At 73.4% G+C, this 24,698-nt stretch carries 25 protein-coding genes and 1 pseudogene; 6 read left to right on the forward strand and 20 right to left on the reverse strand.

The features are described from left to right. Window positions 1–6: 6 nt before the first annotated feature. The 16 genes from secF to pgsA all read right to left on the reverse strand — a co-directional run bounded on the left by secF (window position 7) and on the right by pgsA (window position 15,508). Window positions 7–1,188, reverse strand: a complete 1,182-nt coding sequence (gene secF / locus F9B16_RS08585; RefSeq protein ID WP_151539456.1) for a protein translocase subunit SecF — start codon at window positions 1,186–1,188, stop codon at window positions 7–9. Between the two features lie 3 nt (window positions 1,189–1,191). Further along, on the reverse strand, window positions 1,192–2,988 hold the full coding sequence (secD, locus tag F9B16_RS08590) for a protein translocase subunit SecD (protein WP_151539457.1): 1,797 nt from the start codon (window positions 2,986–2,988) through the stop codon (window positions 1,192–1,194). Between the two features lie 42 nt (window positions 2,989–3,030). Next, window positions 3,031–3,543 (reverse strand): preprotein translocase subunit YajC, encoded by a 513-nt coding sequence (gene yajC, locus F9B16_RS08595; RefSeq protein ID WP_192808671.1) that lies wholly within the window; start codon window positions 3,541–3,543, stop codon window positions 3,031–3,033. Between the two features lie 178 nt (window positions 3,544–3,721). Then, window positions 3,722–4,786, reverse strand: a complete 1,065-nt coding sequence (gene ruvB / locus F9B16_RS08600) for a Holliday junction branch migration DNA helicase RuvB (RefSeq protein WP_151539509.1) — start codon at window positions 4,784–4,786, stop codon at window positions 3,722–3,724. Next, entirely contained in the window at window positions 4,786–5,391 is a 606-nt protein-coding gene (gene ruvA / locus F9B16_RS08605; protein ID WP_151539458.1) for a Holliday junction branch migration protein RuvA, read from the reverse strand. The genes ruvB and ruvA overlap by 1 nt, the downstream gene beginning before the upstream one ends. Further along, the gene (gene ruvC, locus F9B16_RS08610) at window positions 5,388–5,987 is read right to left on the reverse strand and encodes a crossover junction endodeoxyribonuclease RuvC (protein WP_151539459.1); all 600 of its coding nucleotides are present in this window, start codon (window positions 5,985–5,987) and stop codon (window positions 5,388–5,390) included. Before ruvC ends, ruvA begins: the two co-directional genes overlap by 4 nt. Window positions 5,988–6,068: 81 nt before the next feature. After that, window positions 6,069–7,220 (reverse strand): GNAT family N-acetyltransferase, encoded by a 1,152-nt coding sequence (locus tag F9B16_RS08615; protein ID WP_151539460.1) that lies wholly within the window; start codon window positions 7,218–7,220, stop codon window positions 6,069–6,071. 175 nt (window positions 7,221–7,395) lie between these two features. After that, a complete protein-coding gene (locus tag F9B16_RS08620) occupies window positions 7,396–8,148 on the reverse strand; it encodes a YebC/PmpR family DNA-binding transcriptional regulator (protein WP_151539461.1) in 753 nt (250 codons plus the stop codon). A gap of 4 nt (window positions 8,149–8,152) precedes the next feature. Continuing rightward, on the reverse strand, window positions 8,153–8,776 hold the full coding sequence (pdxT, locus tag F9B16_RS08625) for a pyridoxal 5'-phosphate synthase glutaminase subunit PdxT (RefSeq protein WP_151539462.1): 624 nt from the start codon (window positions 8,774–8,776) through the stop codon (window positions 8,153–8,155). A 273-nt stretch (window positions 8,777–9,049) separates the two neighbouring features. Then, a complete protein-coding gene (locus F9B16_RS08630; RefSeq protein WP_151539463.1) occupies window positions 9,050–9,664 on the reverse strand; it encodes a DUF6928 family protein in 615 nt (204 codons plus the stop codon). A gap of 206 nt (window positions 9,665–9,870) precedes the next feature. Beyond that, the gene (pdxS, locus tag F9B16_RS08635) at window positions 9,871–10,791 is read right to left on the reverse strand and encodes a pyridoxal 5'-phosphate synthase lyase subunit PdxS (protein WP_151539464.1); all 921 of its coding nucleotides are present in this window, start codon (window positions 10,789–10,791) and stop codon (window positions 9,871–9,873) included. A 121-nt stretch (window positions 10,792–10,912) separates the two neighbouring features. Continuing rightward, on the reverse strand, window positions 10,913–11,944 hold the full coding sequence (locus F9B16_RS53535; RefSeq protein WP_151539465.1) for a DUF3048 domain-containing protein: 1,032 nt from the start codon (window positions 11,942–11,944) through the stop codon (window positions 10,913–10,915). Window positions 11,945–12,063: 119 nt separating this feature from the next. Further along, window positions 12,064–12,603, reverse strand: coding sequence for a hypothetical protein (locus tag F9B16_RS08645; RefSeq protein ID WP_151539466.1), 540 nt, complete (start codon window positions 12,601–12,603; stop codon window positions 12,064–12,066). Between the two features lie 10 nt (window positions 12,604–12,613). Further along, window positions 12,614–13,768 carry a glycosyltransferase family 4 protein gene (locus F9B16_RS08650; protein ID WP_151539467.1) on the reverse strand — a complete coding sequence of 385 codons (1,155 nt, stop codon included), beginning with the start codon at window positions 13,766–13,768 and terminating at the stop codon, window positions 12,614–12,616. Continuing rightward, window positions 13,765–14,709, reverse strand: a complete 945-nt coding sequence (locus F9B16_RS08655; protein ID WP_225991472.1) for a phosphatidylinositol mannoside acyltransferase — start codon at window positions 14,707–14,709, stop codon at window positions 13,765–13,767. The genes F9B16_RS08650 and F9B16_RS08655 overlap by 4 nt, the downstream gene beginning before the upstream one ends. A gap of 76 nt (window positions 14,710–14,785) precedes the next feature. Next, window positions 14,786–15,508, reverse strand: a complete 723-nt coding sequence (gene pgsA / locus F9B16_RS08660; RefSeq protein ID WP_151539468.1) for a phosphatidylinositol phosphate synthase — start codon at window positions 15,506–15,508, stop codon at window positions 14,786–14,788. Window positions 15,509–15,828: 320 nt separating this feature from the next. Here pgsA and F9B16_RS08665 point away from each other — a divergent pair, with 320 nt between their 5' ends. From F9B16_RS08665 to F9B16_RS52535, 4 genes are all read left to right on the forward strand, one after another. Further along, window positions 15,829–17,997: an elongation factor G-like protein EF-G2 gene (locus F9B16_RS08665; RefSeq protein ID WP_151539469.1), complete on the forward strand. Its 2,169-nt coding sequence runs from the start codon at window positions 15,829–15,831 to the stop codon at window positions 17,995–17,997. A 191-nt stretch (window positions 17,998–18,188) separates the two neighbouring features. Continuing rightward, window positions 18,189–18,995: a polysaccharide deacetylase family protein gene (locus F9B16_RS08670; protein WP_151539470.1), complete on the forward strand. Its 807-nt coding sequence runs from the start codon at window positions 18,189–18,191 to the stop codon at window positions 18,993–18,995. A 9-nt stretch (window positions 18,996–19,004) separates the two neighbouring features. Further along, the gene (locus tag F9B16_RS08675; RefSeq protein ID WP_151539471.1) at window positions 19,005–19,460 is read left to right on the forward strand and encodes a hypothetical protein; all 456 of its coding nucleotides are present in this window, start codon (window positions 19,005–19,007) and stop codon (window positions 19,458–19,460) included. Beyond that, the gene (locus F9B16_RS52535; RefSeq protein ID WP_225991473.1) at window positions 19,457–20,398 is read left to right on the forward strand and encodes a hypothetical protein; all 942 of its coding nucleotides are present in this window, start codon (window positions 19,457–19,459) and stop codon (window positions 20,396–20,398) included. The genes F9B16_RS08675 and F9B16_RS52535 overlap by 4 nt, the downstream gene beginning before the upstream one ends. A 144-nt stretch (window positions 20,399–20,542) precedes the next feature. Here the strand turns inward: F9B16_RS52535 and F9B16_RS52540 are convergent. Then, window positions 20,543–20,842, reverse strand: a pseudogene (locus tag F9B16_RS52540) (thiol-disulfide oxidoreductase DCC family protein); the annotation flags it as partial. 26 nt (window positions 20,843–20,868) lie between these two features. Beyond that, window positions 20,869–21,381: an HIT family protein gene (locus F9B16_RS08685; protein WP_225991480.1), complete on the reverse strand. Its 513-nt coding sequence runs from the start codon at window positions 21,379–21,381 to the stop codon at window positions 20,869–20,871. A gap of 311 nt (window positions 21,382–21,692) precedes the next feature. Between F9B16_RS08685 and F9B16_RS08690 the strand changes: the two genes are divergently transcribed. Next, the gene (locus tag F9B16_RS08690; RefSeq protein WP_192808672.1) at window positions 21,693–22,190 is read left to right on the forward strand and encodes an Asp23/Gls24 family envelope stress response protein; all 498 of its coding nucleotides are present in this window, start codon (window positions 21,693–21,695) and stop codon (window positions 22,188–22,190) included. On the opposite strand, the gene F9B16_RS08695 is transcribed toward F9B16_RS08690, so the two are convergent. Together F9B16_RS08695 and F9B16_RS08700 are read right to left on the reverse strand one after the other, a co-directional pair. Then, complete coding sequence (locus F9B16_RS08695; RefSeq protein WP_151539473.1) at window positions 22,172–22,783, reverse strand: hypothetical protein; 612 nt, start codon at window positions 22,781–22,783, stop codon at window positions 22,172–22,174. The two genes, F9B16_RS08690 and F9B16_RS08695, sit on opposite strands and share 19 nt — an antisense overlap. 93 nt (window positions 22,784–22,876) lie before the next feature. Then, the gene (locus F9B16_RS08700; RefSeq protein ID WP_151539474.1) at window positions 22,877–23,443 is read right to left on the reverse strand and encodes a TetR family transcriptional regulator; all 567 of its coding nucleotides are present in this window, start codon (window positions 23,441–23,443) and stop codon (window positions 22,877–22,879) included. 96 nt (window positions 23,444–23,539) lie between these two features. Here F9B16_RS08700 and F9B16_RS08705 point away from each other — a divergent pair, with 96 nt between their 5' ends. Next, entirely contained in the window at window positions 23,540–24,670 is a 1,131-nt protein-coding gene (locus tag F9B16_RS08705; protein WP_151539475.1) for a hypothetical protein, read from the forward strand. The last annotated feature ends 28 nt before the right edge of the window (window positions 24,671–24,698 follow it).

Here is a 24,698-nt window from a genome sequence, read left to right on the forward strand (position 1 = left end):
CTCGCTCTACTTGCCGCCGCGGCGCTGCTGGCGGGTGCCGCGGCGCGGTTGCTGCCGCGGCCCCGTCTGCACGACCTTCCGGATGGTCACGCCGGACGGCAGGGTCCCGGAGGCCGGCGCGTCGTCGCCGTCGTCGTCCGGCTCGTCGCCGGACGCCGTGTCGCCCGAGGACGTGTCGCCGGACGCACCGGTCGCGGCCTTGACCTTCGCGCTCCTGGCCTGCCGCTTGGCGCTCTGCTCGCGGCGGGCGATGTTCGCGCGGATCTGCTTGTACTTCGGCTCGCGCTCCTTGAGCTGCACCAGCAGCGGCGTCGCCACGCACAGCGAGGAGTACGTACCGATGATCATGCCGACGAACAGCGCGAGCGACAGGTCCTTCAGCGTGCCCGCGCCGAACAGCGTGGTGCCGATGAACAGGATCGCGCCGACCGGCAGGATCGCGACCAGCGAGGTGTTCAGCGACCGGACCAGCGTGCTGCTGAGCGCCTGGTTCGCCGCCTCGCTGTAGGTCGTCCTGGAGGTCGGGCCGAGCGGCTTCGTGACCTCCTTGATCATGTCGAAGACGACCACCGCGTCGTACAGCGAGTACCCGAGGATCGTCAGGAACCCCAGCAGCGTCGCGGGCGTGACCTCGAACCCGGACCAGGCGTACACGCCCGCCGTGATGATCAGGTCGTGCACGAGGGCGACGACGGCGGCGACCGCCATCCGCCACTCGAACGCCACCGACAGGTAGCCGATGATCAGGATCATGAAGACGATGAGCGCCTGCCACGCCTTCTTCTGGATCTCCCCGCCCCACGAGGCGCCGACCACCTGGGTGCTGACCTTGCTGGCCGGGACCTTCAGCTCCTTGGTGATGGTCGACTTGACCTGGGTCACCTGGTCCGAGGACAGGCTCTGGGTGGTGACCCGCCAGTCGTCGCCGGCCTTCTGCACGATCGGGTCGTGCGCGCCGCCGTCGGTCGCGGCGGAGCGCACCTGCTCGATCGAGGAGCTCGGCGCCTTGAAGGTGAAGACCGAGCCGCCCTTGAACTCCACGCCGAAGTTGAGGCCCTGGATCAGCAGCCCCGCGAGCGACAGGATCAGCAGCGCCCCGGACAGCGAGTACCAGATCTTCGGCTTGCCGACGATGTCGGCGCTGATCTCACCCCGGTAGATCCGGGAGATGACCGCGCGCAGCCCCATGGCTCAGGCCTCCTGGCTCGTCTTGCGGGCGGCGACGCCGTCGGCGTCCTGCGGGTTGCGGCGCAGCCGTTTGGCGTCCAGCCCGGACATCGGATGCCCGCGGCCGAAGAACCTCGTCCGCGACAGCAGGGCCACCAGCGGCTTGGTGAAGAAGAACACCACCACGATGTCGATCAGCGTGGTCAGGCCCATCGCGAACGCGAACCCGGCGACGCCGCCGACCGCGAGGAAGTACAGCACCACGGCGGCCAGGAACGTCACGGCGTCGGCGACCAGGATGGTGCGCCGCGCCCGCTTCCAGGCGTTCTCCACCGACGAGCGCAGCCGGCGGCCCGCTCTCAGCTCGTCCCGCAGCCGCTCGAAGTAGACGATGAACGAGTCGGCGGTGATGCCGATCGACACGATCAGGCCGATGATGTGCGGCAGCGAGAGCCGGAAGCCCATCCCCTCGCCGAGGATCACCACCGCCTCGTAGGTGATGATCGACGCGACGATCAGGCTGGACACCGCGACGAGGCCGAGGCCCCGGTAGTACAGCAGGCAGTAGACGACGACCAGGCCGAGGCCGATCGCGCCGGCGATCAGGCCGCCGGTCAGCTGGTCGGAGCCCAGCGTGGACGACACCTCGTCGATGGAGCTCTGCTTGAACTCCAGCGGCAGCGCCCCGTACTTCAGCACGTTGGCGAGGTCGGTCGCGTACTGCTGGGTGAAGCTGTCGGCGGGGCCGTCGATGCTGGCGCTGCCGCCGGTGATCGCGCCCTGGTTGATCTGCGGCGCGGAGACGACCTGGCCGTCCAGCACGATCGCGACCTGCGCCTGCGGCGACGACGAGTCGCTCTGGTAGGCCTTGGACGCGTCGGTGGTGACGTCGCCGAACTGCTTGGCGCCCTTGCCGTCGAACTTCAGCGACACCGACCAGCTCGCCTGGCCCTGCTGGGAGTTCGGCGGCATCGCGGTCGCGCTCTTGACGTTCTCGCCGAGCACCCGGACCGGGCCGAGGATGTACTTGCCGACCTGGCCGTTCTCGACCTTCTGCGCGCACGCCGCGACGAACTGGCGCTTCGGGTCGTTGGCGCCCGGCGCGTGCCGGTCGCCGTTGTAGCAGTCCAGCGACTCGAACTGCTGGACGACCGCCTTGTCGGTGACGCCCGGGTAGGTCTGCGTGCCGGTGCCGGTGGACGGCGACACCAGCGGCGAGGACGGCGACGCCGAGGGGGACGCCGACGGGGACGGCGAGCCCGAGCCGGACGGGTTCGGCGTCGGCGCCGCCAGCGCGTCCGACACCGCGCGCTTGCGCGGCGTGGCGGACGCGGACGGCGACGCCGACCCCGACGGCTTCGTCGTCGGCTTGCCGGACGGGCTCGCCGTGCCGGACGGGCTCGCCGACGGGGAGGGCGTCGCCCCGCCCGCCGTGGGCTTGCCGTCGGCGTAGGCGAACACCTGCCGGAACTGCAGCTTGGCGGTCGTGCCGATCAGCCCCACGACGCGGCTCTGCCCCTCGCCGGGCACGTTCACCACGATGTTGTTGCTGCCCTGCTTGGCGACCTCGGCGTCGGACACGCCCAGACCGTTGACCCGCTGCGTCATGATCTTGACGGCCTGGTCCATCAGGCCGGACGGCGGGTTCTTGCCCTTCTCGGTCTTGGCGGTGAGCGTGACGGTCGTCCCGCCCGCGAGGTCCAGGCCGAGCTTCGGCTTGGTCTGCCCCTGCAGGAGCGCGACGCCGGCCAGGATCGCGATGACCGCGAAGAGCGCGAAGAGCGTGCGCCCGGGCTTGGGAACGTTGCTAGGCGAGGCCACTGGTCGTTTTCTTCCCGTCCTTGAGTCGTTGCCGGAGGCGCGTCAGGCCGAGGGCTTCTCCCCGGCCTTGGCCTTCGCCTTGGGCTTGGACTCCCCGGCCTCGTCCTCGTCGTCGAGGTCCGCCGCGCCGGCGGCGCCGTCGGCGTCCTTGGACAGGTCCACCTCGGACGGCTCGTCCTTGGACAGGTCGACGCGCTCGCCGTCCTCGTCCGCCTCGAGCTCGTCGTCGTCGGCCTCGTCGTCCAGCTCCTCGGGCTCGTCGTCCTTGAGGACCTGCATGACGGCCTGCTTGACGAAGTGGACCTCGACGCCCGGCGCGATCTCCAGCAGGAGACCGTCGTCGTCGACGGAGACCACGGTGGCGCGGATGCCGCTGGTGGTCAGCACCCGGGCTCCCGGTTCCATGGCGCTCTGCATCTGCATCTGCTCCTTGCGCCGCTTGCTCTGCGGCCGGATGAGCAGGAAGTAGAACACCACGGGGACGGCGAGGAGCAGCAGCAGGTTGAAGCCCCCGCTGCCGCCGGACGAAGCCGCCAAAATCATGTCGCTGCCCATTACTGGGGCATCCTTCCGATGTGGTTTGCCCAGCCTGTGACCGGATCGGCCACCCCATGGGGAACGCGGGCTGGAGACGGTGGAACCAAGTCCCGGAGTCTAGAGAGTACGCGAGACCCCGGCAACGACGTGACGATCCGCGACGCCGGGAAGTTCCCATCCCGTTACAACATGATCACTATTCGGGCCGATCGGCGCCGTCGTCCACCTCGAACAGCGTACCGGCCATGGGCGACGCGGCCGGCTGGGCGATGCCGAGGTGCGCCCACGCGGCGGGCGTCGCGATGCGGCCGCGGGGCGTCCGGGCCAGCAGGCCCTGCCGGACGAGGAACGGCTCGGCGACGACCTCCACCGTCTCGGGCTCCTCCCCCACCGACACCGCCAGCGTCGACAGCCCCACCGGCCCCCCGCCGAACTTGCGCATCAGCGACTCCAGGACGGCCCGGTCGAGCCGGTCCAGACCACGCTCGTCCACCTCGTAGAGTCGCAGGGCGGCCTTCGCCAGCTCCCGCGTGATCACGCCGTCGGCGCGGACCTCGGCGTAGTCGCGGACGCGGCGCAGCAGCCGGTTGGCGATCCGGGGCGTCCCCCGGGACCGCCCGGCGACCTCGGCGGCGCCGTCGTCGGTGATCTCCACGTCCAGCAGCCGCGCCGACCGCCGGACGATCACCTCCAGCTCGGCGGGCTCGTAGAAGTCCATGTGCGCGACGAACCCGAACCGGTCGCGCAGCGGCCCCGGCAGCATGCCCGCCCGGGTCGTGGCGCCGACCAGCGTGAACGGCGCGATGTCGAGGGGGATCGCGGTCGCGCCCGGCCCCTTGCCCACGACGACGTCGACCCGGAAGTCCTCCATCGCCATGTAGAGCATCTCCTCGGCGGGGCGCGCCAGCCGGTGGATCTCGTCGAGGAACAGCACCTCGCCCTCGGCGAGGGTGGACAGCACCGCCGCCAGGTCGCCGGCGCGCTCGATCGCGGGGCCGGAGGAGATCCGCAGCGGCTGCCCCAGCTCCGCCGCGATGATCATGGCGAGGGTGGTCTTGCCGAGCCCGGGGCCGCCGGACAGCAGCACGTGGTCGGGCGTGCGGCCGCGCCGCAGCGCCCCGCGCAGCACCAGCGACAGCTGCTCGCGGACCCGCTCCTGCCCGACGAAGTCGTCGAGCTTCTTCGGCCGCAGCGCCGCCTCGATCACCTGCTCCTCGGCGCCCTCCGCGTCCGCCGAGACCAGCCGCTCGCTCTCCTCCATCACTTGGCGAGCTTCTTCAGCGCGGACTTCAGCAGAGCCGCGACCGGGGGCGCCTCGGCGCCGTCGAGGTCGGCGGCGACGGCGTCGACGGCCGCGTCCGCGTCCTTGGCGGACCAGCCGAGGTTGATCAGGCCCATCTGGACCTGGGTGCGCCACGCCTCGGCCGCGGCGGGCGCCCGCACCTCGGCGGCGCCGTCGCCGACGGGCCCGCCGAGCCGGTCCTTCAGCTCCAGGACGATCCGCTGCGCGCCCTTCTTGCCGATCCCCGGCACCTTGGTCAGCGCGGTCAGGTCCTCGGTGGCGACGGCGCGGCGCAGCGCGTTCGGGGTGTGCACGGCGAGCATCGCCAGCGCGAGGCGGGGGCCGACGCCGCTGGCGGTCTGCAGGAGCTCGAACACCGTCCGCTCGTCGTCGTCGGCGAACCCGAACAGGGTCAGCGAGTCCTCCCGGACGACCAGCGAGGTCGGCACCTTCGCGTGGTCGCCGACCCGCAGCCCCGCGAGGGTCGCGGGCGTGCACTGCACGGCCAGGCCGACGCCGTGCACGTCGATCACCGCGCCGTCCGGCCCGGCGGCGGCCACCTGGCCGCTGACGAAGGCGATCACTGGACGCTTCCTCCTCTGCTCCGGCCCCCAGGGGCGGTGGTGCTCCGGGCGGCCAGCCGCTCGCGCTCGGCCCGCGCCAGCTCCTCGATCCGCGAGACCTGCGCCCGCGCGAGCCGCCGCTGCGCGCTGCCGCGCCACACGTGGCAGATCGCGAGGGCGAGCGCGTCGGCCGCGTCCGCGGGCTTCGGCGCGGTCTCCAGGCTCAGCAGGCGGGTGACCATCTTCGTCACCTGCGCCTTGTCGGCGCGGCCGTTGCCGGTGACGGCGGCCTTGGCCTCGCTCGGGGTGTGCAGCGCGACCGGCAGGCCGCGGCGGGCGGCGGCCAGCATCGCGATGCCGGCGGCCTGCGCGGTGCCCATCACGGTGCGGACGTTGTGCTGGGAGAACACCCGCTCGACGGCGACGGCGTCGGGGGCCAGCTCGTCCATCAGCGCCTCGATCCCCCGCTCGACGCCGAGCAGCCGCAGCGCGTGGTCCTCGGCGGGGTCGGTCCGCACCACCGACACGTGCACCAGGTGCAGCCGCTTGCCGGGCGCGCCCTCGACGACCCCCACCCCGCACCGGGTGAGCCCGGGGTCCACCCCCATCACCCGCACGGCCGCTCCTTCGATCATCTGTTCGGCCGAACACGCTACCAACTCAGGATGACATCGTTCGTGTGCGGCGGGCGTGTCCCGCTAGAAGTAGTCGAGGGAGAACGGCGTGGCCGCGAACGCGGCGGAGAGCGCCCCCGCGTCCCCGCCGGCGAGCAGCCCGGCGCGGCGCAGGGTGGCGACCGGTATGCCCGCGTAGAGGGCGGACAGGCCCCGCGCACCCATGCGGACGGCGCCGGCGTCCGGGCCGGACCGTTCCAGCCGCCCCTCGCCGTCCTTGATCTCGAGGCGCCAGTGGCCCGAGTTCTCCGGCCGCTGCGGGTCGTCGATCTCCAGCGGGACCGCCGCGGCGACGCCCTCGGGGTAGCCGCGCGCCTCGATCGCGGCGGGCGCGTCCACCACCCGCAGCATCCATTGGCTGCGCCGGACGATCTCCTTCTCCCGCTCCCCCGGCAGCCACAGGACCGGGTCCATGGGCGAGACGCAGGCCTTCACCGTCGACGCCGTCGAGGAACCGGAGCCCACGATGGCCCAGAGCGCGCGCAGCGTCCGCTCCGAGGCCGCCACGGCCCGGATCACCTCCAGCGCCGCGTTCCCCTCGGCCCAGCGGTAGGCGAGGAAGCCGTCCTCGGCGAGATAGCAGTACTCGTTGGGGTCGTCGAGGAAGCCCGGCCACATGGACTCGTGCCAGCCGATCGGCCCGCAGTCGCCGGCGGCCGCGTGGGCGCGGCCGATCACCGCCGCTACCTCCGCCGCGTCCTCGGGCCCGGCGCGGCGGACCGGCACCCGCTCGGCGGCGATGCCGCGCAGCGCCTCCACCGGAAGCTCGATCTTGTGCTGGGCGCCGGCGTGCTCCCAGCCGAGCGACCGGTAGATCCGCGTCGTCGCGGGATACAGCATCGACACCGCGTGCCCGAACCCGGCGCAGCGCTCCAGGATCTCGGTCATCAGGCGGCGCCCGAGCCCGCGTCCGCGCTCCTCCGGCGCGACCGTGATCCCGCCGATGCCGCCCATGGAGACCGCGCGCCCGTGCCACCACTGGGTCATGTCGTGGATGCGGCCGGTCGCCACGATCCGGTCGCCGTCGAAGCCGCCGAACTGCCGTCCCGCCGCCAGCACCGGCTCGGCGCGGCGCAGCGTGGCCGCCCATTCCGCGTCCGTCAGCGGCCCGAAGGCGCGGGCGCGGATGTCCCGGGTGGCTTCCATCTCCTCGGCGGTGAGCTCGCGGATCTCCATGATCCCGACCGTAGACCATCGCGCGGACGCCCCGGGAAGCCGAACGCCGCCGCGCCCTCACGGGCGGCGGCGGCGTTCCCGGCGTGCGACGCGGCTCTCAGGCGTCGATCTTCTCCATCACTGCGTCGGACACGTCGTTGCGATCCTCGCCCCGCAGGGCGCCACGCCCGTGACGCTAGTCCAGCGAAGCGAGGACCTCGTCCGAGACGTCGAAGTTGGCGTAGACGTCCTGGACGTCGTCGGAGTCCTCGAGGGCGTCCAGCAGGCGGAAGACCTTCTTGGCGTTGTCCTCGTCGAGCGGGACGGTCACGCTCGGCAGGAACTTGCTCTCGGCCGACTCGTAGTCGATCCCGGCCTCGACCAGCGCGGTGCGGACCGCGACCAGGTCGCCGGCCTCGCTGACGACCTCGAAGTTCTCGTCGTCGAGCTCGTTGACCTCCTCCGCGCCGGCGTCGAGGACGGCCATCATGACGTCGTCCTCGCTGGTGCCCGCCTTCGGGACGATCACGACGCCCTTGCGGTTGAACATGTACGACACCGAGCCGGGGTCGGCGAGGGAGCCGCCGTTGCGGGTGAGGGCCACCCGGACCTCGGACGCGGCGCGGTTGCGGTTGTCGGTCAGGCACTCGATCAGCACGGCGACACCGCCGGGGGCGTAGCCCTCGTAGGTGATGTTCTGCCAGTCGGCGCCCCCGGCCTCCTCACCGGCGCCGCGCTTGCGCGCGCGCTCGATGTTGTCGTTGGGGACGGAGTTCTTCTTCGCCTTGTAGATGGCGTCGTACAGGGTGGGGTTGGCGTCGGGGTCGCCGCCGCCCGTGCGGGCCGCCACCTCGATGTTCTTGATCAGCTTGGCGAAGAGCTTGCCCCGCTTGGCGTCGAGGGCCGCCTTCTTGTGCTTGGTCGTCGCCCATTTGGAATGGCCGGACATTCAGTCAATCCTCCTTGCGCATCGCCCGGCGCACCAGATCGGCGAAGTAGTGGTGCACGCGGAAGTCGCCCGTCAGCTCCGGGTGGAAGGAGGTCGCCATGAGGCGACCCTGGCGGACGGCGACGATCCTACCGGCGTTCGGGCCGCTCTCGGCGCGTCCGAGGACCTCGACGGCGTCGCCGACGGACTCCACCCAGGGTGCGCGGATGAAAACGGCGTGGTACGGCGTGTCCCCCATACCGGTCAGCGGCACGTCGGACTCGAACGAGTCGACCTGCCGGCCGAACGCGTTGCGCCGCACGGTCATGTCGATGCCGCCGACGGTCTCCTGCCCCGCCACGCCGTCCCGGATCCGGTCCGCCAGCATGATCATGCCGGCGCAGGACCCGTAGGCGGGCAGGCCTCCCTCGATCCGCTTGCGCAGCGGCTCCAGCAGCTCGAACGCGCGCGCCAGCCGCCACATGGTGGTGGACTCCCCGCCCGGCAGGACGAGCCCGTCGACCTGGTCGAGCTCCTCGGCGCGCCGCACGTTGAGGGTGCGCGCGCCGGCCTGCTCCAGGGCGCGGGCGTGCTCGCGCACGTCGCCTTGGAGGGCGAGGACGCCGATCGTCGGTTCGGCAGCAGTCACGTGGGTGAACCTCTCAAGGGTCGCGCAGACGCGGATATAGGAAGAAGAACTGTGGACATTCCGTACAACACGGCGGGACGCGATGGATCTTCCCCTAGGGCGTGTCCGCACCCGCCGCGAGCACCCGAGCCGCCGCGCGAGCGCGTGACCTGACCGGGGAGGCGAAGCCGGAGGCGAGCCTCCCCGGGAAGATCGCGAAGCGATGCCGCGCTCGCCCAAGACAGGTCGGGGTCCGAGCCGCCAGGCGAGGACCCCGGGCCTGGCTTGCCGAAATCACGCGTGCTTGAAGCGGCGGAGCGGGAGCTCCAGCGGCAGGAAGCCGTCCTTGCCCCGGTCGGCGATGCCGCGGCCGAACATGTGGGCCGCGGCGAGCGCGAGCCCGAACTCCTCGTGGTCGAACGGGAGGGGGACGTCCGGGGCGCCGGCGTCGATGGCCCGCCAGAACGGGCGCTCGGCGGGGAGCCGCTCCCCCTGGTCGACGACCACGCCGTCCTCCGCGGTGACGAACACGTCGCGGAGCAGCTCGCCGTCGGTGTACCAGCGGAACCAGCAGCCGCGGATGACCGTGTGCAGGACCAGCACGCCGCAGGACGCGCCGGGCAGCGCGGCGGCCGCGGTGTCGGCGATCCGGCGGGCGTCGTCGTCCAGGCAGAACAGCCGCCGGTCGCACAGCAGCAGCGCCCGCTCGAACGCGCCGACGAACAGCTCGTCCTCGTACGGCCAGAGCGCGAAGTCCAGGACGGTGTCGCCGGTCTCGGTGAGGGTGGCCGCCGGGTAGAGGCCGCGCGCGATCCGCGCCGCCTCGCCGGGGTCGGGCACGAGGCCCGGCCGGAACACCTCGGTGGGTTCACCCGCGCTCGCGCACGCCAGCGCGACGGACCAAGCCATGCTCTCCCCTCCCGCGGCCGGGCACCGCGCAGGGGCGCCCGGTCTCCGGGGGGCCCGCCCCGGCGACCCGGCCCCTCACCGGCCGCGCCGCCAGCGTAATCCCTCCGGCGCCGCGCCGGGGAGGGGGCCACCCGCCTGACCGCCCGGTCATCGGACCGGGCGGCCGGGCGCGCGATCCAGGCACGCGGCTCGGGCACGGCCGGGCGTCACCAGCCGCGGTGGGCGAACTTCTGGTCCTCGCCGAGGGAGGCCACGTTGATGCCGACCATGGCGTCGCCGAGGCCGCGGGACACCTTGGCGATCACGCCGGGGTCGTCGTGGAAGGTGGTGGCCTTGACGATCGCCTCGGCGCGCTGCGCCGGGTTGCCGGACTTGAAGATGCCGGAGCCGACGAACACGCCCTCGGCGCCGAGCTGCATCATCATCGCGGCGTCGGCGGGGGTGGCGATGCCGCCGGCGGTGAACAGCACCACGGGCAGCTTGCCGGCCTGCGCGACCTCCTTGACCAGCTCGTACGGGGCCTGGAGCTCCTTGGCGGCGACGTACAGCTCGTCCTCGGGCAGCGACTGGAGCCGGCGGATCTCCTGCCGGATCTGGCGCATGTGCGTGGTGGCGTTGGAGACGTCGCCGGTGCCGGCCTCGCCCTTGGAGCGGATCATCGCCGCACCCTCGGTGATGCGGCGCAGCGCCTCGCCGAGGTTGGTGGCGCCGCACACGAACGGGACGGTGAACGCCCACTTGTCGATGTGGTTCTCGTAGTCGGCGGGGGTGAGCACCTCGGACTCGTCGACGTAGTCGACGCCGAGGGCCTGCAGCACCTGCGCCTCGACGAAGTGGCCGATGCGGGCCTTGGCCATCACCGGGATGGAGACGGCGCTGATGATGCCGTCGATCATGTCGGGGTCGCTCATCCGGGAGATGCCGCCCTCGGCGCGGATGTCGGCGGGCACCCGCTCCAGGGCCATCACCGCGACGGCACCGGCGTCCTCGGCGATCTTCGCCTGCTCGGGGGTGACGACGTCCATGATCACGCCGCCCTTGAGCATCTCCGCCATGCCGCGCTTGACGCGGGCGGTGCCGGTCTCGGGCGCGTTCTCCGGGGCGGAATTCAAAGTGGACACGGGCATTCCTCACGTGCGCGGACGACAGTTCGCCTTCCATGATATTGCCTGCTAGCGGGGCGTTTCGACGGCCCCGCGGGGGCAGGCCAATGGGCGGGAATTGGCCGTTGACCGGCCGCCCGCGGCGCTATGGAATGTGGGGCTTGCCGTCGTTCAGCAGGACCACCCAGACCTGTCCGCGCGCGAACGTCATCGGCTTGCCGTCGGCGGTGGTGTAGGTGGTGCCGGAGGTCTCCGAGGGGCGCGACCACTTGGCGTCGTAGGCCTTCCCGTCGCGCAGCACGGTGGCGCGGCCGGTGCCGGTCGTCTGGATGAGCGGGGTGTAGCTGCCGAGGAAGTCATGGAACTGTGAGCGGGTCGTCTTGGCGTACTGGACGACGACGGTCGCGCCGCCGAGCCGTCCACCTTCGGCCGCGGTGTCCGGTTTTCCGCCCCAGCTGGCGAGCCACCGCTTCTGCTTGGCGGACCAGGTGAAGCCCATGGTCGCCGCCGGCCATTTCGCTGTGAACGAACCGGTCGGCTTGCCGCCTTCGGGCGCGGGGCCGAAGCGGAAGCCGATGTCGCGCGGTGCGGACGCCTTGGGCGCGTCCTTGAGCAGGGCCTTCGGGTCGCCGTAGAGGTTGTAGGGGATCCGCCTCGCGCTGGAGCGGGAGTAGGCGGATCCCGCGTTCTCCTGGGAGATGTCGTACACCGGCGCCTTGCGGATGTACTTCTTCATCTTGCTCTGCACGCCGGAGAAGGCGAAGGCGGGATGCCCGAACTGCGGGAGGATGTGGAGGTCGGAGATGCGGGCGCTGCGGACCGGCCCGACGCGCTTCGGCAGCTTGGACGAGTACACCGCCATCAGCCGGGTCTCGCCGCCCTCCACCTGCTCGACGTAGACGATGTCGGCGGCCGACACGCCCGCCTGCGGCATGGCCGGTTTAGTGTTCTCGATCTTCACGGCGAGGACGGGGTTCTTCAGCCCCTTGGTGCCGCCGTTGAACGGGTGCGTCGCCGGCGCGGGGGTCTCCGAGGAGGTGCCGCCGTGCGCGCTGGGCGGCGCCGCGGTGCCCGATCCGTGCGAGTCGGAGCAGGCCGCGAGGGCCGCGCCGAGCACGGCGGCGCCGAGTCCCGCGGCCGCCCTGCCCCGTGCCGTCCTGTGCCACGCGTGTCGCATAACCCTCCCTTTGCGGCGATCTGCCCGAGGGTAGCGAACGGACATGATGCGTTCGCCCGGTCCGCTGTACGCGGCGGCCCGCCCGCGGCGATCAAAAGGGCGGCGCGGGCGCCGGGAGGTCAGATGCCGGGCGGGTCGTCGTCGATCTCGAAGAAGTCCGGCAGCGGGGCGCGGCCGGCCAGCGGCAGGACGCGGATCAGCGGCTTGCGGCGCGCGGCGCGCGCCTGCGCGACGGCGTCGTTGTAGAAGCGGCGCGCGTAGGCGACCTTCGCGGCCGACGAGGACAGCTCCTCCAGCACGTCGGCGCCGTCGCCGCCCTCCCCCGCGACGGTGCCGGCGAAGTCCGGCTGGTCGGTCACGGCCCGCAGCGCGCGCGACAGATCGCTCTCAGCGAACTCGCGGTTGTCGGCATCCGCGGTACGGGCCTCGTGCGCGGCGGTCGCCAGAACGAGGCTCGCGGCCGGGTCCAGCAGCCGGGACGCGGCCAGCTCCAGCGCGGCGGCGGCTCGCCTGACCAGTGCGGCGTCCAGCGCGGCGCGGGCCGTCTCGACGCGGACGTGCAGCCGGTCCAGCCGGGTGGCGCGCCACGACACGTACACCCCGACGAGGAACACGACGGCGATCCAGAACAGCACGTCGATGATCCAGTGGTAGAGCATCGGGCCGTCCTCAGGCGCCGGAGCCGGACTCGACGACGCCCGCGCCCGCGTACGCGACCGTCTCGTAGACCCGGAGCACGTCGCGGGCCACCGACGACCAGTCGTAGGCGCGGACGGCCGCGCGGGCCTCCGCGGACAGCTGCTTGCGCCGGGCCGGGTCGTCCAGCAGCGCGGCGGCCGCGGCGGCGAGCGCCTCGTGGTCGCCCGCCGGGAACAGCGCCCCGGCGCGGCCGCCGAGCAGCACCCGGTCGAACGCCTCGATGTCGCTGGCGAGGATCGGCGCGCCCGCCGACATCGCCTCGGCGAGCACGATGCCGAAGCTCTCGCCGCCGAGGTTGGGCGCGACGAACGCGTCCACCGAGTGGTAGGCGCGGATCTTGTCCTCCTCGCTCACCATGCCGAGCACGATCACCCGGTCGCGCAGCTCCGGGGAGACGCGGGCGGCCACGTCGTCGGCGTCGCCGGGCCCGGCGAGCAGCAGCCGCAGGCCCGGGCGGCGGCGCCCGAGGATCTCGAACGCGCGCAGCAGCACCGGCAGGCCCTTGCGCGGCTCGTCCATCCGGCCGAGGAAGCCGAGCGCCTCGCCGCCGCCCGGCCCGCCGGCGCGCCCCCGCCAGCCGGGCAGCGGGGCGGCCATCGCGTACCGCTCGGTGGCGACCCCGTTCGGGATCAGCACCGCGTCGCCGCCGAGGTGCTCGACCAGGCTGGTGCGGGCCGCCTCCGACACCGCGATCCGCCCGTTGATCTTCTCCAGCGCGCTGCGCAGGATCGGCGCGGTCACCGACAGCGCGCGGGACCGCTCGTAGGAGGCGTGGAAGGTGCCGACGATCGGCCCGTCCGCCGCCCAGCACGCCAGCAGGCCGAGCGACGGCGCGGCGGGCTCGTGGACGTGCAGGACGTCGAAGCCGCCCTCGTTGATCCAGCGGCGCACGCGTGCCGACGACAGGAACCCGAATGCCAGCCGCGCCACCGACCCGTTGTAGGGGACGGGGACGGCGCGCCCCGCCGGCACCGCGTAGGGCGGCAGGTCGGCGTCGTCGTCGGCCGGCGTCATCACCGACACCCGGTGCCCGAGCGCGATCAGCGCCTCGGCGAGGTCGCGGATGTGCTGCTGGACGCCGCCCGGCACGTTCCAGGTGTAGGGGCAGACGATGCCGACGTTCACCGGCGCGCCTCTCCGGGCCCGGCCGGGTCCAGGTCGTCCACCCAGACCTTCTGCAGCATGTGCCAGTCCTCCGGGTGGGCGGCGATGCCCGCCTCGAAGACCCGCGCGACCTCCTGCGTCATGGTCTGGATCTTCTCCCGTCTGGTGCCCTCGCCGGGGACCTGGACCTCCTCGTGGACGCGCGCCGCCCAGTACTTCCCCTCGTACCAGAGTGTCACGGGAATGAGGGCGGCGCCGGTCTGCAGCGCGAGCGCGGCGGAAACCGCGGGCATCCGCGCGGTGGCGCCGAAGAACTCCACGTCGACGCCGCTCGCGGTGAGGTCGCGGTCGACGACCAGGCAGACGGGCCGCCCGGCGCGCAGCCGCTGCGCCATCCGGCCGAACGCGGAGGCGCCGGTGTGCGCGAGGACCTCCATCCCGAGGCTCTCGCGGAACTCCACGAACCGGTCGAACAGCGACTCGGGCCTGAGCCGCTCGGCGACGGTGGTGAACGGGTGCCCGCAGGCGGCGAGCCAGGCGCCGGCGTGCTCGTAGTTGCCCATGTGCGGCAGCGCGAGGACGACGCCGCGGCCGGCCTCCAGGTTCGCGAAGATCTTCTTCTCGCCGGTGACCCGCATCCGGCCGACGATCCGGTCCCGGCCGTACTCGGGCAGCCGGAACACCTCCAGCCAGTAGCGGGCGTAGGAGCGCAGCACGCGCTTGCTGAGCACGCGGACCTCGTCGTCCACGGCGTCCTTGCCGAGGACGCGGCACAGGTTGCGCTCCAACTGCCGGACGCCGCCGCCGTTCGCCTGCCAGGCACGGTCGGCGACCGCGGTGAACACCAGCCGGGCGGCGCCCTCGGGCATCTTGCGGACGACCGTCCAGCCCAGCGCGTAGGCGGCGTCCATCACCTCGTCGCGCAGCGACGCGGGCGCGGAGCCGCCTGCGGGCGCGGTCACGGGCACGGCTCCCTCCTGGGCGCGGCCTGGTCGGCGGCGCGGCCCGGTCACGGGTACGGCGTTCGGCGCGGCGGGGTCAGCGGCGCGGCTGCGGGCCCGCCTTCGCGTGCGCCTTCTCGCCGTTCTCCTCGTCCTCTTCGTTCCCCGCGGCGGACGCGCCGGACCCCGGTGCGGGGCCGGACGCGGCGGGCTTCGGCGCCGGGTCGTCCTTCGCCTGGGCGTAGACCGTCGCGAACCGCTGCCCGACGGTGACCGTGCTGAGGACCGCCAGCACCCACAGCGCGATCGCCAGGATGTAGGGCACGCCGAGGCCGTCGAAGCCCGCGGCCACCAGCGCGATGAGCAGGCGCTCGGAACGCTCGGCGATCCCCACGTTGCAGGTGTACCCGAGCCCCTCGGCCCGGGCCTTGGCGTACGACACCACGACCCCGGAGACCAGGCAGTACAGGGCGACGCCGGCGAGGCCGTGCTGCCCGTCCCGGTACAGCCCGATCATCAGCCCGGAGAAGATCGCCGCGTCCGCGACCCGGTCCAGGGTGGAGTCCAGGAACGCGCCGAACTTGGAGATCTTGCCGGTGACCCGGGCGACCGCGCCGTCGAGCATGTCGAACAGCACGAACGCGGTGATCACCATCGTGCCCCAGAAGAACTCCCCGCGCGGGAAGAGCACGAGCGCGCCGGCGGCGACGCCGGCGGTGCCGATGAGGGTGATGGCGTTGGGCGACACCCCGGTCCGCGCGACCGTCCGTCCGATGGGCGTCAGGACCCGCCCCAGCGCGGGCCTGATTCTGTTGAGCATCGCCGTCCGTTCTCCTGCTGCCGGATGAGAGGCCGCCGGCATCGGCCAGGGGCCGCCGTTGGCGCGTCCGATCGTAGTGCCGCCGCCGGCCCGGCGCGGTCAGGCCCGGGTTTGCGGCACCGCGCGGCGGACAGAAGCAGGTTGTTTGCCGTTCACCCCTTGTGATCCCGCCGCACACGGGAAAGGGTGTTGACACGGGTGTGACGTCGGTCACGCACGTTGGACGAGGACGCCGCACTCGGACGTCAGGGCCGGGCCCCTCCGGGCCGGGCCCCAGCCGACGCGGGCTTCCGCGAGGAGGCCCGTCCGAGGAGGTAGTCATGGCGGACAAGGGAGGACACCCGGGAGCCCCCGGCAGGGCACCGGAGGCCGGCGGGTGCGACAGGGTGCGCAACGTCGCGCTGGTCGGCCATTCGGGGGCGGGAAAGACCACGCTCGTGGAGGCGCTGCTGACCGCGGCGGGCACGCTGCAGCGGGCCGGCCGGGTCGAGGAGGGCACCACGGTCAGCGACTTCGACGACGTCGAGGTCCGCCAGCAGCGCTCGGTCAACCTCGCGCTCGCCCCGCTCACGCACGGCGACATCAAGGTCAACCTCATCGACACCCCCGGCTACGCCGACTTCGTCGGCGATCTGCGGGCCGGGCTGCGCGCCGCCGACGCGGCGCTGTTCGTGATCTCGGCGGTGGACGGGATCGACGGCCTCACCCGGATGATCTGGGACGAGTGCGCGCGGGTCGGGATGCCCCGCGCGGTCGTCATCACCAAGATCGACCAGCAGCGCGGCGACTTCGACGACGTGGTGCTGAGCTGCCAGGACGCCTTCGGCGAGGGCGTGCTCCCGCTGTACTTCCCGGCCGCGGGCGGCGACGGGCTGAAGGGCCTCATCGGGCTGCTCACGCAGCGCTGCCTGGACTACTCCACCGGCGAGCGCACCGAGTGCGCGCCCGACCCGGAGTACCTGGAGCAGATCTCCGAGCAGCGCGCGTCGCTGATCGAGGGGATCATCCAGGAGAGCGAGGACGAGACCCTCATGGACCGGTACCTGTCCGGCGAGGAGATCGACGTCAAGGCGCTCATCGAGGACCTGGAGACCGCGGTGGCCCGCGGCAGCTTCTACCCGGTGCTCGCCACGTCGGTGCCGCACGGCGACCACCCCGGTCCGGTCGTCGGGATGCTGGAGCTGCTGGAGGTCATCACGCAGGCGTTCCCCTCGCCCCTCGAACACGGCATCCCCCCGGTGACGCCCGTCCAGGGCGGGCCGCCGAAGGAGATCGGCTGCGACCCCGACGGGCCGCTGGTCGCCGAGGTGGTCAAGACGACGTCCGACCCGTACGTCGGGCGGATCTCGCTGGTCCGGGTGTTCTCCGGGACGCTGCGCCCCGACACCACCGTGCACGTGTCCGGGCACGGCATGGCGGAGCGCGGGCACGAGGACCACGACGTCGACGAACGGGTGGGCGCCCTCACCTCCCCGCTCGGCAAGACGCAGCGGACCGTCTCCTCCTGCGGCGCCGGCGACATCTGCGCGGTGGCGAAGCTGTCGCGCGCCGAGACCGGCGACACGCTGTCCGACCCGTCGGCGCCGATGGTGATGGCGCCGTGGACGATGCCGGACCCGCTGCTGCCCGTCGCGATCCGCGCCAAGTCCAAGGCCGACGAGGACAAGCTCAGCCAGGCGCTCGGCCGGCTGGTCGCCGAGGACCCGACGCTGCGGCTGGAGAACAACGCCGAGACGCGGCAGCTGGTGCTGTGGTGCATGGGCGAGGCGCACGCCGACGTGCTGATCGACCGGCTCAGCGCCCGGTACGGCGTCGAGGTGGAGCGGGTCGAGCTGCGGGTGCCGCTGCGCGAGACGTTCGGCGGGTCCGCCAAGGGGCTCGGCCGGCACGTCAAGCAGAGCGGCGGCCACGGCCAGTACGGCATCTGCCACATCGAGGTGGAGCCGCTGCCGTCCGGCGAGGGCTTCGAGTTCGTCGACAAGATCGTCGGCGGGGTGGTGCCGCGGCAGTTCATCCCGTCGGTCGAGAAGGGCGTCCGGCAGCAGATGGAGCGCGGCGTGTCCGCCGGGTACCCGCTGGTCGACATCAAGGTCACGCTGTACGACGGCAAGGCGCACTCGGTGGACTCCTCCGACATGGCCTTCCAGGCCGCCGGCGCGCTCGCGCTGAAGGACGCCGCCGGGCAGGTCCCGGTGCTGCTGCTGGAACCGGTGGACGAGGTGAGCGTGCTGATCGCCGACGAGTACGTGGGCGCGGTGATGTCCGACCTGACCTCGCGGCGCGGCCGGGTGCTCGGCTCACAGGCGGTGCCGGGCGGCCGCACGATGATCAAGGCGGAGGTGCCGCAGCTGGAGATCGTCCGGTACGCGATCGACCTGCGGTCGATGTCGCAGGGCACCGGCACGTTCGACCGGGCGTTCCTGCGGTACGAGCCGCTCCCCTCGCATCTGGCGGACAAGGTCGCGAAGGCCGAGGCGGTGCACGACTAGCGCGGCGGGCGGGGCGGGCCGGCGTCCGCCCCGCCCGGCCCGTACGGCTCGGACTTGGACCATCCGGGACACCTCCCTTGATCCTTCCGGAGTCGTCCAAATGGCGGCGCGGACTCATCCCTGAGGGTGACTCCGATTTCGGCATCTCGGGCGATGGCGGGCGGTTCGCGGCGTGAAACTCTTACTGCGCCATGAACGACACGGGGGAAGACCGGCGGCCCGCCCGGCCCGGGCGCCGCAACATCATCCGGGGCCTCGGCCTCGCGGCCGGCGGGCTGCTCACCGGCGGCGCCGGGTTCGCCACCGAGCAGGCCTGGCGGAAGGAGGACCCGCCGACCCCCGCGTCCGCGGCGTCCGTCGACTCCTGGCAGCCGCCCGACCGGCAGGTCGACGTCGTGTGGGCGGTGAGCACCCGCCGCCGGCTCGTCGCGCTGACCTTCGACGACGGGCCGATGGAGCGCTGGACCCCGCAGGCCCTCGACGCGCTCGACGAGGCGAAGGTGCCGGCGACGTTCTTCATGGTCGGCAGCCGCCTCGCCCGCAACGCCCGCCTCGTCGAGGGGCGGCTCGGCCGGCACGAGGTCGGCAACCACACCTGGAAGCACGACGACCTGTCGAAGCTGAGCCTCGCGCACGCCTACCGCTCCATCCACCGCACCCACGAGACGATCGAGCAGGTCACCGGGCGCGCCCCGACGCTGCTGCGGCCGCCGTGGGGCCGGCTCGGCGGCACCACCCTGCACGTCGCCGCCCAGCACGGCTACGACCTCGTGCTGTGGTCGCTGCTGGTGCAGGACCGGGCGCTCGGCCGCGAGCCGGACGCGATGGTCGCCGCCGTCGTCGACAACGCGCGGCCCGGCACCATCGTCCTCGCCCACGACGTCGGCGCCGCCAGCCGGAAGACCGCGATCGAGCGGCTGCCCGCGATGATCCGCGGGCTGCGCGGCCGCGGTTTCGACTTCGTCACCGTGTCGCAGCTGCGACGGGCCGCGCTCTAGGCTTGTCCGGTGAACCCGCCCGTCCTCCGCCTGAGCGCCCGCGCGCGGCTCTGGCGATCGCTCGCCGGCGCGGCGTTCGTCGCCGCGCTGCTGTTCACGAGCGCCTTCGGGAGCAACGACGACTTCCCCATCGGGCCGATGACGCAGTTCGCGTTCTCGGTGAAGAACGACGGCGGGACGATCGGCTCGTTCTGGCTCGAGGCCGACACCGCCGAGGGCCGGCACGTCGAGCTGTCCCGGGACGCCGTGGGGACCGGCATGAAACGCGCCGAGATCGAGGGGCAGATGGACCGGATCGTCCACGACCCGTCGCTGCTGCAGGGCATCGCCGAGGGGCAGCACCGGCTGCATCCCGGCGACCCGCGGCTCACCCGGATCTACGTCGTGGAGGAGATCAAGAGGCTGGAGCACGGCAAGGTCGTGTCGACCAGGCGCGTCAACCGCGTCGTCTGGGACGTGCGGTGACCGCCGCCGCGACGCCGGAGGCGCCCCGGCCCGTCCGTCCCGCCGGGCCGGGGCCCGCCGCCCGCGGGCCGTGGGGCCGCTGGTGGTTCGGGCCGGTCCCGCGGGCCCGGATCGCGTGGCTGCGGATCCTCGGGTACGCGTTCCTGCCGTTCGACATGCTGCTGCTGACCAGCAGCTCGCTGGCGCACGCGCGGCTGCCCGCCGACCTGTACCGGCCGGTGCTGGCCGGCCGGCTGCTGCACCTGCCCGCGCCGACGCCCGCCGCGATGCACACGCTGCTGGTCGTGACGCTCGCGGCCGGGTTCATCGCGGCGACGGGCCGGTTCCTGCCGCGCCTGACGGGCTACGTGTGCGCCTGCGGGTACCTGTGGTGGGTCACGATCAGCATGTCGTACGGGAAGGTCGACCACGACCATCTCGCGCTCGTGGTGGCGCTGTTCGTCCTGCCGAGCGTCGGACGGGCCCGCATCGACGACGAGCGCGGATGCGAGGCGTCCGCCTGGGCGGTGCGCGGCATCCAGATCTCGGTGGTGGCCGCCTACTTCCTGTCGATGTGGGCGAAGGTGAAGATCGGCGGGTTCCCCGCGTGGCCGAACGGCGCGACCGTCCAGTGGGCGCTCAGCCGCCGCGGGACGGCGTTCGGGCGCAGCCTCATCGGGTACCCGCTGCTGCTGAAGGCGAGCCAGTGGTTCATGATCACGGCGGAGGCGGTCTCACCGGCGCTGCTGTTCCTGCGGGGCCGGCCGCTGTACCTGTTCGTGCTGTTCTTCGCCGGGTTCCACGCCGTGACCTACGCGCTGATGAGCATCCACTTCCTGCCGCACGCGATCTGGCTGGCGGCGTTCCTGCCGCTGGAGAAGCTGACCGTGCGGCTCCCCGCGGGGCTCCGCCGGGCCCTCGGCGGCCGGGCGGACGCGACCGCGCCCGAGGCCGCCTGAAGGCCGGGCCGGGCGTTGCCGGACGCGGCGGTCAGCCCTGGGCGCCGGCCGCTGCGCGGCGGGCAGCATGCAGGCGGCGGTGCCGCCGGGCATCCGCTGCCGGTTGTTCGCGACGAGCCGGTAGACGGCGTGCGCGAGCCAGCTCACCGGCGGCGTCCGCATGACGACGCCCGGGACGCGCCACACGCCGCCGGCCGCCGTCAGCAGCCGCCCGATCGCCTCCGCGCCGCCGCTGACCCGGCCCGCCCGGTCGACCCACAGCACCTCGTGCTCGGCGCGCTCCTGCGTGGTGCCGAGCGCGGCGAGGTCGGCGAACTGGAACGCGACGACCTCGGCGTCCACGGGGACGCGGCGTTCCAGGAACCGCACCGAGGTGGTGCAGAACCCGCAGTCGCCGTCGTAGACCAGCACCGGCCGCTCGCGTCGCGTCATGGCGTCCATCATGCCGTGCCGTGCGCGCGCCGTCGCCGTCAGTCCTGCGGCCAGGCGTCGGCGAGGATCTGCCGGGTGTCGCGCAGCAGCTGCGGCAGCACCCGGGTGTGCCCGACGACCGGCATGAAGTTGGTGTCGCCGCCCCAGCGCGGCACCACGTGCTGGTGCAGGTGGGCGGCGATTCCGGCGCCCGCGACCAGCCCGAGGTTCATGCCGACGTTGAACCCCTGCGCGCCGCTGGCCTTGCGCAGCGCGGCGAGCGAGCGGCGGGTGAAGACGGCCAGCTCGGTGTACTCCGCCTCGTCGAGGTCGCCGTAGTCGGCGACGTGCCGGTACGGGACGACCATGAGGTGCCCGGAGTTGTACGGGTAGAGGTTGAGCACCGTGTACACCGACCGGCCGCGCGCGACGACGAGGCCCTCCTCGTCGGTCATCGCCGGGATCTCGCAGAACGGGCAGCCCTCCCCCGCTCCGGGCCCGGTGGGCTTGTTCTCGCCCTTGATGTAGGCCATCCGGTGCGGGGTCCAGAGCCGCTGGAAGTTGTCGGGCACGCCCGCGCCGCCCCTCTCCTCCTCGAGGCGGGACTGGTGCTCCGCGGCGCCCGCGCCGGACGCCTCGTCGCGCCCCTGCTGCTCCACGGGCTTCTCCGGCTCTGTGGTCAAGGCGGCGGTCTCCTTTTGTTCACGGCCTGACCAGCAGCATAGAGAGACCGGGGCGCCGGCACGTAGCCGGGATGCCTCTCGCGGGCGGGCGAGCGCGCCGGCGGCAGCGCCCCGCGGACGCGCCCGCGGGAGGGGCCTGCGTGACGTCCCGCCCGTCTCTCCGACACCATGGGTCGTCCAGCCGACCAGTGGGAGCGATCATGACCGAGCTCGAGAAGGGCCGCGCCGGGGACGGCGCCGAACCGCGCCCGGGGGCGGGGTCGACGCCGTTCTTCCCGGGGGCGCCCGGGATGCCGGGCCCGGTGCCCCCGCCGGGCGCGCCGCTGCCCGCCCCTCCCGCTCCGGCCGCCCCGGCCGGTGCGGCGCCGCGGGTGGAGGGGCGGATCACGGTCGGCGACGAGGTGGCCGAGAAGGTCGCCGTGCTCGCCGCGCTGGAGGTCGGCGGGGTCTGCGGGCTCGGCTCGGGGGTGCGGGTCCGGTCCGCGGGCGACGCGGTGACGGTCGACGTCGGCATCGCCGTCGAGTACGGCCACGTGATCATGGACGTGGCGGCGGCGGTGCAGGCCGGTGTGGCGCGGATGGCCGGGCTGATGCTGGGCGCGCGGGTCTCCGCGGTCAACGTGACGGTGGAGGACGTCCGCCGGTCGCCGGGCGCGGGCTCCGGGCAGGTGGGCGCGGGTCAGGCGGGCCGCGCGTAGCAGTTCTGCATCGCCACGCCGACCGACACGGTCGTCACCTTCACCCGCCGCACCAGCTGCGCGGGGACGTTCTTGAACCGGAACGTGTGCGGTTTGCCGCCCGACACGGTCGTCTGCTGCGCCTGCGGCGCGTGCCCCTTGATCGACAGTTCGGCGCGGATCGCGCCGCTGGACGACACGGTGATGGTGACGTCGATGTTCCCGCCCGCGGCGCGGTAGAACGCGGTCCCCTGTGGGCACCAGTCGGTGCCCGCGGCGCCGTTCTGGTCGGGGATCTGCATGCCGCCGCCCTGGCCGCCCCCCTGGCCGCCGCCCGTGTAGGGCGAGCCGCCGCTGTTCTGCGGGACGGGATTGGTCGGCGTGACCGGCTGCCCCGAGGCGCCCGGGACGACGCCCTGCCCCGCCGTGGGCGACGCGCCGGGGCTCGTCGTCCCCGCCGCGCCTGCGCCGTCCTTGTGCTTGTCGAGCAGCGGGACCAGCAGCACCACGATGGCGGCGGCCACGAGCAGCGCGGCGCCGCCGTAGCCGGCGACCCGGCCCCAGACCGAGCGCGCCCGCCGCGGCCCCCGCCGCCGCGGCCTCGTGGACTTCATCTCGCTCGTCTCCCCGGTCCGTGGCACGTGACCGTTGAGGCTACCAACTCCGCGGATCTCCCACGCCCGCTCCCGGCGGCCCGCCCGCCGCGCTCAGCCGAGCAGCCGCCGGGTCAGCTCCGCCAGGCTCCGCGCCACCTCGGCGGGCTCGTGCAGCGGCGCGACCGCGTGGCTGACGGTGACCCGCATCAGCGTCTCGACCAGCAGGTCCTTGACGTCGGCGGGGACGTCCGGCCAGGTCGCGTCGGCGTAGCCGCGGAAGGCCGCGACCACGTGCCCGACCACCGGGTCGCGGCCCCGGGTGGCCAGCGCGATCAGCTCGTCGTCGCGGGACCGCCCGGCGCCGAAGATGTTCCGCAGCAGGGACCGCCGCGCCGCCTCGGTGAGCGCGAACAGCACGGCCGCCTCCACCGCCGCCGGGACGTCGTCGGCGTGCCGCTCCATCCGCTCCTGGACGCCGCCGAGGAACGCGTCGACCTCCCGTTCGACGAGCGCGCGGCCGAGCCCGACCTTCGACCCGAACTCGTTGTAGGCGGTCTGCCGGCTGACCCCGGCGGCCCGCGCGACGCGGGCGAGGCGCAGCGCGCCCCAGTCCCCGTCCTCGACGATCGCGGAGGTGGCGTCGAGCATCCGCTCCCGGGGGCCGCTGCGTGGACACATCCCGCGATTGTGCCCAGTGCCGATCACGTCCCGCACGGAGATCTTGTCACTCGGTGGACAAGAGAGTCACGGCCGTGTTGTCACATATTGCGTGATGTGACGTTGACGAAGAGGAGAGCCGCCCGGGCCCTGCCGGCCGGCCTCGCCGCGGCCGCGATGACCGCCGTGCTCGCCGCCGCCCCCACCACCGCGCACGCCGCCACCTCTGCGCAGGCCGGCACTTCCTGGACGGTCCGCAAGGCCCCCTTCACCCTCGGCGCCAGCGGGCTGACCGCCGTCGCCGCGGCCGCCCCCGGCGCGATCTGGGCCGGCGGCTACCAGTGGCAGAACTCCTACGTGCCCCCGTACTGCGGGGAGCTCGGGCCGTGCAGCCCGCGCTACTACCAGAACCCCGTCCTGCAGAGCGGCGACGGCGCGTCCTGGTCCTGGATCGGCACGCCCGGCATGACGGGGGCCGGGCAGATCACCGCGCTCGACGCCGTCTCCGCGACCGACGTGTGGGCCGCGGGCCCCCGCGACCGCTCCGAGGGGAGCGGCTGCGGCACGCCCTACCTCACGCGCCTGAGCGGCGGCGCCTGGAACGAGGTCTCCCCGCCGTCCCTCCTCTGCTTCTACGCGCTCGACGCGGACGGGGCGGGCGCCTGGGCCGCCGGGTACGCCGACCGCGCGCACGGCGGCTCGGCCGTCTACCGCTGGTCCGGCTCCTGGACGCCGCAGGACACCGGCGCGTCGGAGGTCCGCGCCATCAGGCAGCGGACGCCGGACGACGTCTGGGCCGTGGGCGCGGAGGCCTCCCCCTACGGGGAGGGGAAGTTCTACGCGGCCCGCTTCGACGGCTCGGCGTGGCACGCCATGACGCCGCCGCAGCTCGCGGGGCAGTACGGGCGGATCACGGGCGTCCTGCCCCTCGGGGCCGGCGACGTCTGGGCCGTGAGCGACGCCGGCGCCCACCACTGGGACGGGTCGGCCTGGCAGAGCCCGCCGGCGCCCGACGGCGTCCGGTTCACCGGACCCATCGAGGACGACGGCGCGGGCGGCGCGTGGGCGGCCGGGGCGCGGCGGAACGCTCCGGAGGGCTCGGTCCTGCTGCACTACACCGACGGCGCTTGGCGGACGGAACTCGAGACGACCGCGGTCGTCAAGGGGCTCGCGCGCGTCCCGGGCACGCGGACGATGTGGGCGGTCGGCGCCCTGGCGGGCAAGCCCTACGTGCTCTCCACGAGCTGACGGGCCCGTCCCAGGGCCGCGCCCGCGC

It is taken from the genome of Actinomadura montaniterrae, assembly GCF_008923365.1.
GTDB classification, from domain to species: domain Bacteria; phylum Actinomycetota; class Actinomycetes; order Streptosporangiales; family Streptosporangiaceae; genus Spirillospora; species Spirillospora montaniterrae.

What these genes read in the sequence shown, in the direction of transcription:
- secF (WP_151539456.1), bottom strand. Translation starts at nt 1,188, where the DNA reads ATGGGGCTGCGCGCGGTCATCTCCCGGATCTACCGGGGTGAGATCAGC.
- F9B16_RS08630 (WP_151539463.1), bottom strand. Translation starts at nt 9,664, where the DNA reads ATGGCTTGGTCCGTCGCGCTGGCGTGCGCGAGCGCGGGTGAACCCACC.
- F9B16_RS08615 (WP_151539460.1), bottom strand. Translation starts at nt 7,220, where the DNA reads ATGGAGATCCGCGAGCTCACCGCCGAGGAGATGGAAGCCACCCGGGAC.
- F9B16_RS08690 (WP_192808672.1), top strand. Translation starts at nt 21,693, where the DNA reads ATGACCGAGCTCGAGAAGGGCCGCGCCGGGGACGGCGCCGAACCGCGC.
- F9B16_RS08645 (WP_151539466.1), bottom strand. Translation starts at nt 12,603, where the DNA reads ATGCTCTACCACTGGATCATCGACGTGCTGTTCTGGATCGCCGTCGTG.
- F9B16_RS08695 (WP_151539473.1), bottom strand. Translation starts at nt 22,783, where the DNA reads ATGAAGTCCACGAGGCCGCGGCGGCGGGGGCCGCGGCGGGCGCGCTCG.
- ruvB (WP_151539509.1), bottom strand. Translation starts at nt 4,786, where the DNA reads ATGGAGGAGAGCGAGCGGCTGGTCTCGGCGGACGCGGAGGGCGCCGAG.
- F9B16_RS08665 (WP_151539469.1), top strand. Translation starts at nt 15,829, where the DNA reads ATGGCGGACAAGGGAGGACACCCGGGAGCCCCCGGCAGGGCACCGGAG.
- F9B16_RS53535 (WP_151539465.1), bottom strand. Translation starts at nt 11,944, where the DNA reads ATGCGACACGCGTGGCACAGGACGGCACGGGGCAGGGCGGCCGCGGGA.
- yajC (WP_192808671.1), bottom strand. Translation starts at nt 3,543, where the DNA reads ATGGGCAGCGACATGATTTTGGCGGCTTCGTCCGGCGGCAGCGGGGGC.
- F9B16_RS08620 (WP_151539461.1), bottom strand. Translation starts at nt 8,148, where the DNA reads ATGTCCGGCCATTCCAAATGGGCGACGACCAAGCACAAGAAGGCGGCC.
- F9B16_RS08700 (WP_151539474.1), bottom strand. Translation starts at nt 23,443, where the DNA reads ATGTGTCCACGCAGCGGCCCCCGGGAGCGGATGCTCGACGCCACCTCC.
- pdxS (WP_151539464.1), bottom strand. Translation starts at nt 10,791, where the DNA reads ATGCCCGTGTCCACTTTGAATTCCGCCCCGGAGAACGCGCCCGAGACC.
- pgsA (WP_151539468.1), bottom strand. Translation starts at nt 15,508, where the DNA reads ATGCTCAACAGAATCAGGCCCGCGCTGGGGCGGGTCCTGACGCCCATC.
- F9B16_RS08670 (WP_151539470.1), top strand. Translation starts at nt 18,189, where the DNA reads ATGAACGACACGGGGGAAGACCGGCGGCCCGCCCGGCCCGGGCGCCGC.